Raw genomic sequence first — 13,801 nt, 5'->3', positions numbered from 1 at the left:
GAGATGGCATATTGCTTGATTGCAAATACTTTTTGCATCAATTTCCTTCATCTTGGCATTTGGGGGGGCGCACGACGGGGATTTGCAATTTCGGTTATGCTCCCGCATCCTGAAGCCCCAGCTGCTAATACATAGCGACAAGAACCAAGGACTACCGCATGACCGATCTCCTCACCCGCCGCCTGCAACAGCTTTCCCAGCCGCATCATCTTGCGCTGCTGGGCCAGGGCCTGCGCGGCGTGGAACGGGAGACGCTGCGCGTGGACCGCCAGGGCCAGCTGGCGCGCACGCCCCATCCGCCGGCGCTGGGTTCGGCCCTGACCAATGACCTGATCACCACCGATTATTCCGAAGCGCTGCTGGAATTCATCACCCCGGCCATGCCCGACATCGCCGATGCCCTGCAGCGCCTGGACGAGATCCACCGCTTTGCCTACACCAAGCTGGACGGCGAATTCCTGTGGAATGCCTCGATGCCCTGCGTTCTGCCGCCGGAAGACGAGATTCCCCTGGCCTGGTACGGCAGCTCGCACATCGGCATGTTGAAGCACGTCTACCGCCGTGGCCTGGCGCTGCGCTATGGCCGCACCATGCAGTGCATCGCCGGTATTCACTACAACTTCTCTTTAAGTGAAGACTTGTGGGAAGTCCTGCGGGACGGCGACGACACCGTCGATCCTTCCCTGTCGCGCCGCGATTACCAGTCCGAGCGCTACATTGCCCTGATCCGCAACTTCCGCCGCTACAGCTGGCTGCTGATGTACCTGTTCGGTGCGTCGCCGGCGGTGGCGACCAATTTCCTGCGCGGCCGGCCGCATCAGCTGGAGACGTTGTCCGAAGACACGCTCTTCCTGCCCTACGGCACCAGCCTGCGCATGAGCGACCTGGGCTACCAGAACCACGCCCAAGCCAACATCACCCCGCACTACAACAACCTGCCGGCCTACATCCGCAGCCTGGCGCATGCGGTCAGCGAGCCGTATCCGCCGTATGAAGCCATCGGCACCAAGCGCGATGGTGAATGGGTGCAGATCAATACCAACATCCTGCAGATCGAAAACGAGTTCTACTCGTCGATCCGCCCCAAGCGCGTCATCAACAGCGGCGAGCGCCCGGTGCAGGCGCTGTCGGCGCGCGGCGTGCAGTATGTGGAAGTGCGCTGCATGGACATCGATCCCTTCAACCCGCTGGGCATCGGCCTGGAAGCGGCGCGTTTCCTGGATGTGTTCCTGCACTTCCTGGCGCTGGAATCGAGCTGCCTGACCTCGGACGAGGAGGGCGTGGAAAACCGTGCCAACTTCCTGGCCACCGTCAAGGAAGGCCGCCGTCCCGGCTTGAAGCTGCAGTTCAAGGGTGAAAGCCTGCTGCTCACCGACTGGGGCCAGCAACTGCTGGACCGCATGGAGCCGGTCGCCGAGCTGCTGGACCGTCATCTCGGTGGCACCCAGCACCGCGACAGTCTGGCCGTGCAGCGCGCCAAGCTGGCCGATCCCGACAGCACCCCCTCGGCGCGCGTACTGCGCGAGATCCGCGAAGCCGGCAATTCCTTCCCGGCTTATACCTTGGCCCACAGCCAGCGCCAGGCCGCCGAACTGATCGCCCGTCCGCTCTCGTCCTCCAGGACGGCTGACTTCGTGGCCATCGCCCAGGCTTCGCTGGATGCCCAGCGCGACATCGAGCGCACCCAGGTCGGCGACTTCGATACCTTCGTGGCCGCCTACCGGGCTAGTACCCTGGGCAATATCGCCATCTGATACCGGACCTTCCGCTTCATTTATGGTGGGCAATCCCTGAACGATATGCAAAATGGCAACGCCTCGTCCCTCGACGAGGCGTTTTTGCTTGTCGGCCGGAAAGGCAGGTCATTGCTGCCTTGGCAATTCTTTCCGTTCACTTTTACGGTGCGAAAAATGCCGTTTGAGGCTCTCCTGGCAGCCTTTGCGGCATTGCAAACAGGGCAAGAAACCCTCGCTCACAAGGGCATATAGTAAAAATACGAGGCCCTGGAAGCCCCTATTCATGCCGCTTTGCAGCATATTTTCGCATTATGAAATTGATTATCGTAATTTGAAAATCAAAAATTCCCTGATAAAATTCGTCGTCCACACGGCTGGAAGACCGTACATTTAAGCCTGTTTCGCCTCCAACGCCTTGCCCCACGGGCCGGGAAGGATTGCAGCACAGGCAACACATGGCGCTTTTCCTGCAACACCTGCCGGCGGCATTGCGTACCGAATGAACCGACCGACCCGCCTGGTCCACCCGACCGGACGGATCTCTCAACAACCAGGAGACATGACATGTCAGCCCAAATCGATCAAGTTCTGGCGCAGGCCGCCAACGATCCCGATGTGATGGAAACCCAGGAGTGGCTTGACGCCCTCGAAGCCGTGATCGAAAAGGAAGGCCCGGACCGCGCCCACTACCTGATGGAACGCATGGTCGATCTGGCGCGCCGCCGTGGTGCCCACATCCCCTTCTCCAGCAACACGGCCTACGTCAACACCATTCCGGCCGACCAGGGCGAGCACTGCCCGGGCAACCTGGAATATGAAGAGCGCCTGCGCTCCTGGATGCGCTGGAACGCCATGGCCATGGTGGTCAAGGCCAACCGCGTGGATGGCGACCTGGGTGGCCACCTGTCTTCCTTCGCGTCGCTGGCCAACATGCTGGGCATCGGCTTCAACCACTTCTGGCACGCCCCGACCGAAGAGCACGGTGGCGACCTGCTGTACATCCAGGGCCACTCCTCGCCCGGCATCTACGCGCGCGCCTTCCTGGAAGGCCGCCTGACCGAAGACCAGCTGATCCACTTCCGCCGCGAAGCCGACGGCCATGGCCTGTCGTCCTACCCGCACCCCAAGCTGATGCCGGAATTCTGGCAGTTCCCGACCGTCTCGATGGGCCTGGGCCCCTTGATGGCGATCTACCAGGCACGCTTCCTGAAGTACCTGCACGCCCGTGGCATTGCCAAGACCGACAACCGCAAGGTCTGGGCCTTCTGTGGCGACGGCGAAATGGACGAACCGGAATCGATGGGTGCCATCGGCATGGCCGGCCGTGAAAAGCTGAACAATCTGGTCATCGTGGTCAACTGCAACCTGCAGCGCCTGGACGGTCCGGTGCGCGGCAATGGCAAGATCATCCAGGAACTGGAGTCCGACTTCCGCGGCGCCGGCTGGAACGTGGTCAAGGTCATCTGGGGCAGCGGCTGGGACGAGCTGCTGGCCAAGGACAAGGACGGCATCCTGCAGAAGGTCATGATGGAAACCGTCGACGGCGAGTACCAGAACTACAAGGCCAAGGACGGCGCCTTCGTGCGCAAGCACTTCTTCGGCAAGCATCCCAAGCTGCTGGAAATGGTCTCCAAGATGTCGGATGACGACATCTGGCGCCTGACCCGCGGCGGCCACGACCCGCACAAGATCTACGCGGCCTTCAAGGTCGCGCAGGAATCCAAGGACCAGCCGACCGTGATCCTGGCCAAGTCCATCAAGGGCTATGGTTTCGGCAAGGCCGGCGAAGCGCGCAACACTGCGCACAACACCAAGAAACTGGACGACGAAGCCATCCGCGCCATGCGCGACCGCTTCCAGCTGCCGATCTCGGACGCCGAACTGCCCAACATCCCGTTCTTCAAGCCGGCTGACGATGCGCCGGAAATGCAGTACCTGCACGAGCGCCGCAAGGCCCTGGGCGGCTACCTGCCGCAGCGCCGTGTCCACGCCGACGAAAAGCTGCCGGTGCCGGAACTGTCGGCCTTCCAGGCCATGCTGGAACCCACGGCCGAAGGCCGTGAGATCTCCACCACCGCCGCCTATTCGCGCGTGCTGACCGCACTGCTGCGCGACCCCAACCTGGGCCCGCGCGTGGTGCCCATCATGGTCGACGAGTCCCGTACCTTCGGTATGGAAGGCCTGTTCCGCCAGATCGGCATCTTCAGCCAGGTCGGCCAGCTGTACGAACCGGTCGACAAGGACCAGGTGATGTACTACCGCGAAGACAAGGCCGGCCAGATCCTGCAGGAAGGCATCAACGAAGCCGGTGGCATGAGCTCGTGGATCGCTGCGGCGACCTCGTACTCGACCAACAACCGCGTGATGATTCCGTTCTACACCTACTACTCCATGTTCGGTCTGCAGCGTATCGGCGACCTGGCATGGGCAGCCGGTGACATGCGCGCTCGCGGCTTCCTGATCGGCGGCACCGCCGGCCGTACCACACTGAACGGTGAAGGCCTGCAGCACGAAGACGGCCACAGCCACGTGTTCGCCTCGGCGATCCCGAACTGCATTCCCTACGACCCGACCTTCGCCCACGAAGTCGCCGTGATCATCCATGACGGCCTGCGCCGCATGGTGGCCAACCAGGAAGACGTGTTCTACTACATCACCGTGATGAACGAGAACTACGGCCACCCTGGCATCAAGCCGGGCCAGGAAGAGGGCATCATCAAGGGCCTGTACCTGTTGAACGAAGGCGGCAAGGAAAACAAGCTGCGCGTGCAACTGCTGGGTTCGGGCACCATCCTGCGCGAAGTCATCGCTGCGGCCGACCTGCTGCGCGATGACTGGAAGGTCGACGCCGACGTCTGGTCGGCACCGTCCTTCACCCTGCTGGCCCGCGATGGCCAGGATGTGGAGCGCTGGAACATGCTGCACCCGGCCGAGGCCCCGAAGAAGAGCTACTTCGAGCAATCGCTGGAAGGCAGCGAAGGCCCGATCGTGGTCTCCACCGACTACATGCGCACCTACGCCGAGCAGGTCCGTGCCTTCGTGCCGAAGGGCCGTTCCTACAAGGTGCTGGGCACCGACGGCTACGGCCGTTCGGACACCCGCGCCAAGCTGCGTGAGTTCTTCGAAGTGAACCGTTACTTCGTGACCGTGGCCGCACTGAAGTCGCTGGCCGATGAAGGCAAGATCAAGCCGGAAGTGGTGGCGCAAGCCATCGCCAAATACGGCATCGATCCGAACAAGCCGAACCCGGTGACCCTGTAAGGACTGCCTGACCGACCATCCCCGCCTCAGCCTGCTGATCGCGGGGATGTGTCGTGTCTGGAACTGCCACCCAAGGGGAAGGTCTGCCGCCCGATGATGTGATGGCGCAAGAAGCCAGCGTCGTGCGGTACAGCCAGTACCTTCCCACCTGCGAATACTTCTCCTGGTTCAAGGCCAGGGAACAGAACAACGGAGCGCATCAGATGAGTCAAGTCGAAGTAAAAGTCCCGGACATCGGCGATTTCAAGGAAGTCGAAGTCATTGAGGTGATGGTCAAGGTCGGTGACACGATCAAGGTCGACCAGTCGCTGATCACGGTTGAATCCGACAAGGCCAGCATGGAAATCCCGTCCAGCCAGGCCGGCGTGGTCAAGGAAATCAAGGTCAAGGTCGGTGACAAGGTCGCCGAAGGTTCGCTGCTGGTGATCGTCGAAGGCGAGGGCGGTGCAGCGGCCCCTGCCGCCGCACCGCAAGCCGCCGCCGCTGCGCCGGCCGCCGCGCAGGCTTCCGCACCTGCACCGGCTCCGGCCGCGGCGCCTGCCGCCGCCGGCGGTGGCACCGTCGAGATCGAAGTCCCCGACATCGGCGACTTCAAGGAAGTGGAAGTCATCGAAGTCATGGTCAAGGTCGGCGACACCGTCAAGGCCGAGCAATCCCTGCTGACCGTGGAATCCGACAAGGCCAGCATGGAGATCCCCTCCAGCCACGCCGGCGTCATCAAGGAACTGAAGATCAAGCTGGGTGACAAGGTCGCCAAGGGCAGCATCATCGCCACCATCGAAGCTGCAGGTGGCGCGCCGGCTGCTGCCGCCGCTCCTGCCGCCGCCGCTGCACCTGCCGCCGCGCCGGCCGCTGCACCGGCTCCTGCTGCAGCACCCGCGCCGGCCGCTGCCGCCGTGCCCGCCATCGCTACCGCTTCGGCCACCAGCACCGGCGGCAAGGCCCACGCTTCGCCTTCCGTGCGCAAGTTCGCCCGCGAACTGGGCGTGGATCTGTCGCGCGTGCCGGCTACCGGTCCCAAGGGCCGCATCCTGCAATTGGACGTGCAGAACTTCGTCAAGGGCGTCATGGCCGGTTCCACCTCGGTGGCCGCTGCCGCACCGGCGACCAATGGCAGCGGTTCGGGCATGAACCTGCTGCCGTGGCCGTCGCTGGACTTCAGCAAGTTCGGTGAAACCGAACTGCAACCGCTGTCGCGCATCAAGAAGATCAGCGGCCCCAACCTGCATCGCAACTGGGTCATGATTCCCCACGTGACGCAGTTCGACGAAGCCGACGTGACCGAGCTGGAAGAATTCCGCAAGACCTCCAACGATGCCTTCGCCAAGGCCAAGTCGCCGGTCAAGCTGACCATGCTGGCGTTCGTCATCAAGGCCAGCGTCTCGGCCCTGAAGAAATTCCCGGCCTTCAATGCGTCCCTGGACGAGAAGGGCGAGAACCTGATCCTGAAGAAGTACTACAACATCGGCTTCGCCGCCGATACCCCGAATGGCCTGGTGGTTCCGGTCATCAAGAACGCCGACCAGAAGAGCATCGGCCAGATCGCTACCGAAATGGGCGAACTGTCCGCACAAGCCCGCGACGGCAAGTTGAAGCCCGCCGACATGCAAGGCGCGACCTTCACCATCTCCTCGCTGGGTGGCATTGGCGGTACCGCCTTCACGCCCATCATCAATGCGCCGGAAGTGGCCATCCTGGGCTTGTCCAAGTCGATCACCAAGCCGGTGTGGGATGGCAAGCAGTTCGTGCCGCGCCTGATGCTGCCGACCTCGCTGTCCTATGACCACCGCGTCATCGACGGCGCCATGGGCGCGCGCTTCTCGGCTTATCTGGCCGACGTGCTGGGCGATCTGCGCAAGTCGCTCCTCTAAGCCACCACCGAACATTACGGAGTCAGGACAATGAGTCTATCTGAAGTCAAGGTCCCCGATATCGGGGATTTCAAGGAAGTCGAAGTCATCGAGGTGATGGTCAAGGTCGGCGACACCATCAAGGTGGATCAGTCGCTGATCACCGTCGAATCCGACAAGGCCAGCATGGAAATCCCGTCCAGCCAGGCCGGCGTGGTCAAGGAAGTGAAGGTCAAGGTCGGTGACAAGGTCGCCGAAGGCTCGCTGCTGTTGCTGGTGGAAGCCGCTGGTGAAGCGGCTGCCGCACCGGCACCGGCCGCTGCACCCGCTCCGGCTGCCGCGCCTGCTGCTGCACCCGCCGCACCGGTGGCGGCACCGGCCGCTGCCAGCTTCGGCGGCAGCGCCGACGTGCAGTGCGACGTGATGGTGCTCGGTGGTGGTCCTGGCGGTTACTCGGCTGCCTTCCGCGCGGCCGACCTGGGTCTCAATACCGTCATCGTCGAGCGCGATGCCACCTTGGGTGGCGTCTGCCTCAATGTCGGCTGCATCCCCTCCAAGGCCCTGCTGCACGTGGCGGCCGTGATCGACGAGACCGCCGCCATGGCCTCGCACGGCGTGAGCTTCGGCAAGCCCGAGATCGACATCGACAAGCTGCGCGCCTACAAGGACAAGGTCATCGGCACCATGACCGGTGGCCTGGCCGGCATGGCCAAGGCGCGCAAGGTGCAGGTGGTCCGTGGTGACGGCCAGTTCGCCGGCCCCAACCACATCGAAGTCACCGCCGGGGACGGCAGCAAGAAGGTGGTGCAGTTCAAGCACGCCATCATCGCCGCCGGTTCGTCCGTGGTGAACCTGCCGTTCGTACCGCAGGATCCGCGCATCGTCGATTCGACCGGCGCGCTGGAACTGCGCCAGGTGCCCAAGCGCATGCTGGTCATCGGCGGCGGCATCATCGGCCTGGAAATGGCCACCGTCTATTCCACTCTGGGCGCACGCATCGACGTGGTCGAGATGATGGATGGCCTGATGCAAGGCGCGGACCGCGACATGGTCAAGGTCTGGCAGAAGTTCAACGAGAAGCGCTTCGACAACGTCATGGTCAAGACCAAGACCGTGGCCGTGGAAGCCCTGCCGGAAGGCATCAAGGTCACGTTCGAAGCCGCTGAAGCCGGTGCGACTGCACCCGAGCCGCAACTGTACGACCTGGTGCTGGTGGCCGTGGGCCGTAGCCCCAACGGCAAGAAGCTGTCGGCCGACAAGGCGGGCGTGATCGTTTCGGATCGCGGCTTCATCGCCGTGGACAAGCAGATGCGCACCAACGTGCCGCACATCTTCGCCATCGGCGACCTGGTGGGCCAGCCCATGCTGGCGCACAAGGCGGTGCACGAAGGCCACGTGGCTGCTGAAGCGATTGCCGGCGAGAAGAGCTTCTTCGATGCCAGCGTGATCCCCTCGGTGGCTTATACCGATCCGGAAGTGGCATGGGTCGGCGTGACCGAAGACGAAGCCAAGGCCAAGGGTATCAAGATCGAGAAGGGCCACTTCCCGTGGGCCGCTTCCGGCCGCGCCGTGGCCAATGGCCGGTCGGAAGGTTTCACCAAGCTGCTCTTTGATGCCGAGACCCATCGCATCATCGGTGGCGGCATCGTCGGTACGCACGCAGGCGACATGATCGGCGAAGTGGCGTTGGCCATCGAGATGGGCGCGGATGCCGTCGATATCGGCAAGACCATCCACCCGCACCCGACCCTGGGTGAATCGCTGGGCATGGCCGCTGAAGTCGCAGAAGGGCATTGCACGGACTTGCCGCCGCAGCGCAAGAAGTAAGCGCAGCGTCTTGCATGAACAAAATGGCGGACCCTCGGGTCCGCCATTTTTTTTCGTGCATTCACGGTTCAAGCCTGCTTCATTCTCCGGCTAGAGCAACTTGCCCGGATTCATGATCAGGTTGGGATCAAACGCCTGCTTGATGCGCAGCATCAGTTCCATCTCCAGCGGCGACTTGTAGTGCCGCAGTTCGTCGCGCCGCAATTGGCCCACGCCATGTTCGGCGCTGATGCTGCCTTGTTTCTCCGTCACCAGGTCGTGCACCAGTCTGTTGAGCTGCAACGTGGCCTGCCTTACCTCTTCATAAGAAGAGGACAGCGGGATCATCACATTGAAATGCAGGTTGCCATCGCCCAGATGGCCGAAGTTGATGATCTCGGCCTGCAGCCCGCAAGCGGCGATCGCGCGCTCGGCCTGGTCCACGAACCCGGCGATGGCCGAGATCGGCAGGGCGATGTCGTGCTTGATGACCTTGCCCGCCCGTACCTGCGCCTGCGAAATGCCCTCGCGGATTTTCCACAGGGCGGCGGCCTGGGTACCGTTGGAGCAGAGCATGGCGTCAGTGACCAGCGCATCTTCCATGGCTTGCCCGAGCAGCTCCTCCAGCATGGATTGCAAGCCCAGGTCTTCGGTATCGGCCAGTTCGATCAGGGCGTTGTAGCGAGCCGGCTGCGCCAGCGGCGCGCGGGTGTCGGTGACGTGCTGCAGCACCAGCGCCAGCGAGGCGGCCGACATCATCTCGAAAGCCACCAGCCGGTCGCCGCAGCGCGCCCGCGTGCGCGCCAGCAGCTCGGCCAGCTGCGCCAGGCTGTCGCAGCCGACCCAGGCGGTAGCGCGCGCGTGCGGTTGCGAAAACAGTTTCAGTACCGCGCCGGTGATCACGCCCAGCGTACCTTCGGAGCCAATGAACAGGTCGCGCAGGTCGTAGCCGGTGTTGTCCTTGCGCAGGCCGCGCAAGCCATTCCAGATGCGGCCATCGGGCAGGACCACCTCCAGTCCCAGCGCCAGCTCGCGCATGTTGCCAAAGCGCAGTACCGCAATTCCGCCGGCATTGGTGGCCAGGTTGCCGCCGACCGTGCAGCTGCCTTCGGCCCCCAGGCTGAGCGGGAAGTAGCGTCCTGCGGCGCGCGCCGCTTCCTGTGCATGGGCCAGGATCACCCCGGCGTCCACCGTCATGGTGTTGTTGATGGGGTCCACTGCGCGGATGCGGTTCATGCGCGTGGTCGAGAGAATCACCTGGGCGCCGCTGTCGTCGGGCGTAGCGCCGCCACTCATGCCGGTGTTGCCACCCTGGGTGACGATGGGGGTATGGGTCTGGTGGCACAGGCGCACCACTTCGGCGGTTTGCGCGGTGTCGGCCGGGCGCACCACGACGGCGACGCGGCCCTGCCATTTGTTGAGCCAATCCTTCACGTACGGCGCCTGCTCGTCGGCTGCGGTGACCAGTCCGGCATCCCCCACGATGCTGCGCAGTTGCTCGATCAGTTGCTGGGTATTTTCATTCATATCGGTCCTCAGGCACCATGCCAGTTCATCTTGATGCGGCCGATGGCCATGGCCGCTGCTGCCTGGCTGGGTTCCACCACCGGTATGCCCAGCGCTTCCTGCAAGGCGTCCCGATAGACCGCCATGCCGGCGCAACCCATGACGATCACGTCGGCACCCTGTGTATCGCGCAGGCGCAGGCCCACTTCGCACATGCGGGCCAGCGTGCGGTCGTAGTCGGCCAGATCGGTCACGTTCAGGCCGATGGCCAGTTCGCCCGCCAGCCGTGATTGCACGCCCATCGCGCCATAGGCGCGCAGATGGCGCGGGATCGAGCCCGGCAGGATGGCGATGACGCCGAAGCGCTGGCCCAGTGTCAGGGCTGTCAGCACGCCACTTTCCATGATGCCCAGCACCGGCACGTCCACCGCCTCGCGTACCGCGTGCAGGCCGGGATCGGAATAGCAGGCAATCACGAAAGCCCCCGCACGGGCACGCAAGGAGCGCGCCAGCGCCACCAGCTGCGGGGCCACGTTGTCCACGTCCTGCTGGGTCTGGATGCCGGGCGGTCCCGACGGCAGCGACAGGCATTCGATGGCCGGTCCGCCGGCCATGCGCAGCGGCGTCATGGCCGCATCGATGCCGCGCGTGACGGCGGCCGTACTATTGGGATTGATGACGAACAGGGCAGGGCCGTCGGCCGGGACAAGGGACATGATGGTTTCTCGCAAAACAGGAGTCAGCACAGGCAACGACTCTACCCCAGGCCGACGGGCATGCTCCTTGCTCATTTGTGTGTTCCCCTTAACATGCTGTTATGCGCGATGAGGATCCATGGCACTGAACCTGCGCCAGATCGAGGTGTTCCGCGCGGTCATGACGACCGGCTCCATCAGCGGTGCCTCGCAATTGCTGTTTGTCTCGCAGCCGGCGGTGAGCCGCCTGCTCTCCCACACCGAACAACGGGTCGGCTTCGCCCTGTTCGAACGCATCAAGGGCCGGCTGTACGCCACGCCCGAGGCCAAGAAGCTGTTCCATGAAGTGGAATATGTGTATCAGGCCGTGCAGCGCGTCAACGAACTGGCCACCGACCTGTCGGAAAACCGCAGCGGCATCCTCAACATCGTCTCCAGCCCGAGCATCGGGCAGATGCTGATCCCGCAGGCCATCGCGCTGTTCCGCAACCGCCATCCGGAGGTCAAGCTGACCTTCCACTGTCTCAACTATGGCTACCTCAAGGACCGCCTGCTGTCGCGCCAGGCCGACCTGGGCATCATCATCCTGCCGATGGAACACCCCAGCCTGCAGGTCACGCCCCTGTGCAGCAACCGCCTGGTCTGCGTGCTGCCCTACAACCACGAACTGACCCGGCGCGGCACGCTGAGCCTGGCCGATCTGCGGCCATTCCCGCTGATCTCCTACAACCGCGATTCGCCCTTCGGCGGCATCGTCGGACGCTTCTACCAGACCGAGGAAGAGCCCCTGCGCCCCATCATGGAAGTGGGCTCGCCCCAGAACGCCTGTTCGCTGGTGCAGATGGGGGCGGGGGTGGCGCTGGTCGATGAGTTTTCGGTGCGCAGCTGGGCCGGCACCAGCCAGATGGTGGTGCGGCCGGTGGCGCGCGCCCCCATCTTGCGGGCCAACCTGGTGCATGTGCGAACCGAGCCGCTCTCGCAATTGACCCAAGCCTTCATTGCTGAACTGCAGCAGCTGGTGCGGGCGCAGGGATATGGCCTGCCTGATGAAGAAACGAACATATCGGCTGGAACCGGCGATTAACACGACGTTAAGGCAAGCACACAAAAAGGCAAGCGACAAGCGCAGATGACTCCACGACAATCGTTTCCAACTTCTCCGGTCCGCCCTCAGGCGGGCCACCGTGTCCACACTCTCTTCATGGAACGTCGCGCATGTCTTCAACTCTTGCCCCTGCTTCCGCGCTGGCCACTGCGCGCGGTGTCTATACCATCTGCCCCACGCCTTTCACTGTCGATGGCGCACTGGACCTGGGCAGCATCGCTACCCTGGTCGAGTTCCAGATCGAAGCCGGCGTCTCGGGCCTGGCCATCCTCGGTTTCCTGGGGGAAGCGCACAAGCTCTCCAATGCAGAGCGCCGCGCGGTGACGTCAACGTTCGTCAAGTGTGCAGCAGGACGGGTGCCGGTCTGGGTCGGCGTGCGCGCCCTGGGCCTGGCCGGTGCCATCGAGCAAGCCACGGAAGCGGCTGAGGCGGGTGCGGCGGCCGTCTTCGCAGCACCCTTGGACATGGCTTCGGATGCGGTGCAGTTCGACTATTACAAGTCGCTGGCTGCAGCCCTGTCCATTCCTGTCGTGATCCACGACTTCCCCGATTCCTTCGGGACCGAGATCAAGGCCGAGGTGATTGCCCGCCTGGGGCGCGAAGGCGGCGTCAACTTCATCAAGATGGAAGAACCGCCGGTGGGCCAGAAGATCAGCCGCATCCGCGACCTGGCCGGTGAATCGATGCGCATCTTCGGTGGCCTGGGCGGCGTGTATTTTCTGGAAGAGCTGCAGCGTGGCGCGGTCGGCACCATGACCGGCTTTGCCTTCCCCGAGATCCTGGTGCGCATCTACGACCAGTTCGCCGCCGGTGACCTGGCGGGTGCGGCAGCGACCTTCGACAAGTATTGCCCGCTGATCCGTTACGAGTTCCAGCCCAAGATCGGCCTGTCGCTGCGCAAGTATGTCTATCGCAAGCGCGGCGTCATCAGCAGCGATGCGATCCGTTCGCCGGGCATGCGCATCGATCCCGAGACCGAGCGCGAACTGGAAGCCGTGATCGCCCGCGTGGGCCTGGACCTGGATCAGCGCGGCGCGCTGGCCATCCGCTGAGGAGCCGCCGATGGATCTGGGAATCAGCGGGCGACGCGCCCTGGTATGTGCCTCCAGCAAAGGCCTGGGCCTGGCCTGTGCCATCTCGCTGGCACGCGAGGGCGTGGCCGTGACCATGACCGCACGCGGGGCCGAAGTCCTTGAGGCCGCAGCGCAGCAGGTACGCGCGGCCACCGGGGCCACCGTCACGACGGTGGCGGGCGACATCACCACGCCCGAGGGCCGCACACTGGCGCTGGCCGCCTGTCCCGCGCCGGACATCCTGGTCACCAACGCCGGCGGTCCCAAGCCGGGCGATTTCCGCGAATGGTCGCGCGAGGACTGGATCGCGGCCATCGATGCCAACATGCTCACCCCCATCGAACTGATCAAGGCCACCGTGGATGGCATGATGCAGCGTGGCTTCGGCCGCATCGTCAACATCACCTCCGGCGCGGTGAAGGCGCCCATCGACATCCTCGGTTTGTCCAACGGCGCGCGCTCCGGCCTGACCGGATTCGTCGCCGGCCTGGCAAGAACGACCGTGGCCCACAACGTCACCATCAACAACCTGCTGCCCGGTCCTTTCGAGACCGAGCGACTGCTGACGACGGCCGCGGCCAGCGCACGCGGCAGCGGCAAGTCGGCCGAAGAGGTGCTGACGGCCCGCCGCGCCGCCAACCCGGCCCGCCGCTTCGGCCAGCCTGCCGAATTCGGCGACGCCTGCGCCTGGCTGTGCAGCGCCCAGGCAGGTTTTGTCACAGGACAAAACCTGCTCATGGATGGCGGTGCCTATCCCGGAACCTTCTGA

9 protein-coding genes are annotated in these 13,801 nt (G+C 64.0%); 7 read left to right on the top strand and 2 right to left on the bottom strand.

The features are described from left to right. Nucleotides 1–158: 158 nt before the first annotated feature. The 4 genes from gshA to lpdA all read left to right on the top strand — a co-directional run bounded on the left by gshA (nt 159) and on the right by lpdA (nt 8,674). Nucleotides 159–1,754, top strand: a complete 1,596-nt coding sequence (gene gshA, locus MKD49_RS17020; RefSeq protein WP_204725156.1) for a glutamate--cysteine ligase — start codon at nt 159–161, stop codon at nt 1,752–1,754. A 546-nt stretch (nt 1,755–2,300) separates the two neighbouring features. Beyond that, nucleotides 2,301–4,997: a pyruvate dehydrogenase (acetyl-transferring), homodimeric type gene (aceE, locus tag MKD49_RS17015; protein ID WP_121038407.1), complete on the top strand. Its 2,697-nt coding sequence runs from the start codon at nt 2,301–2,303 to the stop codon at nt 4,995–4,997. A 203-nt stretch (nt 4,998–5,200) separates the two neighbouring features. Then, the gene (gene aceF, locus MKD49_RS17010; RefSeq protein WP_252697037.1) at nt 5,201–6,868 is read left to right on the top strand and encodes a dihydrolipoyllysine-residue acetyltransferase; all 1,668 of its coding nucleotides are present in this window, start codon (nt 5,201–5,203) and stop codon (nt 6,866–6,868) included. A 30-nt stretch (nt 6,869–6,898) separates the two neighbouring features. Beyond that, entirely contained in the window at nt 6,899–8,674 is a 1,776-nt protein-coding gene (lpdA, locus tag MKD49_RS17005) for a dihydrolipoyl dehydrogenase (RefSeq protein ID WP_134134784.1), read from the top strand. A 90-nt stretch (nt 8,675–8,764) separates the two neighbouring features. On the opposite strand, the gene MKD49_RS17000 is transcribed toward lpdA, so the two are convergent. Further along, nucleotides 8,765–10,180, bottom strand: a complete 1,416-nt coding sequence (locus MKD49_RS17000) for an FAD-binding oxidoreductase (RefSeq protein WP_121038413.1) — start codon at nt 10,178–10,180, stop codon at nt 8,765–8,767. 8 nt (nt 10,181–10,188) lie between these two features. Next, the gene (locus MKD49_RS16995; RefSeq protein WP_204725157.1) at nt 10,189–10,875 is read right to left on the bottom strand and encodes an aspartate/glutamate racemase family protein; all 687 of its coding nucleotides are present in this window, start codon (nt 10,873–10,875) and stop codon (nt 10,189–10,191) included. Nucleotides 10,876–10,993: 118 nt separating this feature from the next. On the opposite strand from MKD49_RS16995, the gene MKD49_RS16990 reads away from it, so the two are divergent. The 3 genes from MKD49_RS16990 to MKD49_RS16980 all read left to right on the top strand — a co-directional run bounded on the left by MKD49_RS16990 (nt 10,994) and on the right by MKD49_RS16980 (nt 13,801). Further along, a complete protein-coding gene (locus MKD49_RS16990; RefSeq protein WP_252696882.1) occupies nt 10,994–11,938 on the top strand; it encodes a LysR substrate-binding domain-containing protein in 945 nt (314 codons plus the stop codon). A 131-nt stretch (nt 11,939–12,069) separates the two neighbouring features. After that, complete coding sequence (locus MKD49_RS16985) at nt 12,070–13,011, top strand: dihydrodipicolinate synthase family protein (protein ID WP_252696881.1); 942 nt, start codon at nt 12,070–12,072, stop codon at nt 13,009–13,011. 10 nt (nt 13,012–13,021) lie between these two features. Further along, nucleotides 13,022–13,801, top strand: coding sequence for an SDR family oxidoreductase (locus MKD49_RS16980; protein ID WP_209583008.1), 780 nt, complete (start codon nt 13,022–13,024; stop codon nt 13,799–13,801).

Source organism: Herbaspirillum sp. WGmk3 (assembly GCF_023952535.1).
In the GTDB taxonomy this organism is placed as follows: Bacteria; Pseudomonadota; Gammaproteobacteria; order Burkholderiales; family Burkholderiaceae_D; genus Herbaspirillum; species Herbaspirillum huttiense.
The sequence above is the reverse complement of the archived record's forward strand: the minus strand, read 5'-3'. Positions and strand labels throughout refer to the sequence as shown.

Bases quoted from the DNA above. Each gene is read 5' to 3' on its own strand.
- gshA (WP_204725156.1), top strand. From the start codon at position 159: ATGACCGATCTCCTCACCCGCCGCCTGCAACAGCTTTCCCAGCCGCAT.
- aceF (WP_252697037.1), top strand. From the start codon at position 5,201: ATGAGTCAAGTCGAAGTAAAAGTCCCGGACATCGGCGATTTCAAGGAA.
- aceE (WP_121038407.1), top strand. From the start codon at position 2,301: ATGTCAGCCCAAATCGATCAAGTTCTGGCGCAGGCCGCCAACGATCCC.
- MKD49_RS16985 (WP_252696881.1), top strand. From the start codon at position 12,070: ATGTCTTCAACTCTTGCCCCTGCTTCCGCGCTGGCCACTGCGCGCGGT.
- MKD49_RS16980 (WP_209583008.1), top strand. From the start codon at position 13,022: ATGGATCTGGGAATCAGCGGGCGACGCGCCCTGGTATGTGCCTCCAGC.
- MKD49_RS17000 (WP_121038413.1), bottom strand. From the start codon at position 10,180: ATGAATGAAAATACCCAGCAACTGATCGAGCAACTGCGCAGCATCGTG.
- MKD49_RS16990 (WP_252696882.1), top strand. From the start codon at position 10,994: ATGGCACTGAACCTGCGCCAGATCGAGGTGTTCCGCGCGGTCATGACG.
- MKD49_RS16995 (WP_204725157.1), bottom strand. From the start codon at position 10,875: ATGTCCCTTGTCCCGGCCGACGGCCCTGCCCTGTTCGTCATCAATCCC.
- lpdA (WP_134134784.1), top strand. From the start codon at position 6,899: ATGAGTCTATCTGAAGTCAAGGTCCCCGATATCGGGGATTTCAAGGAA.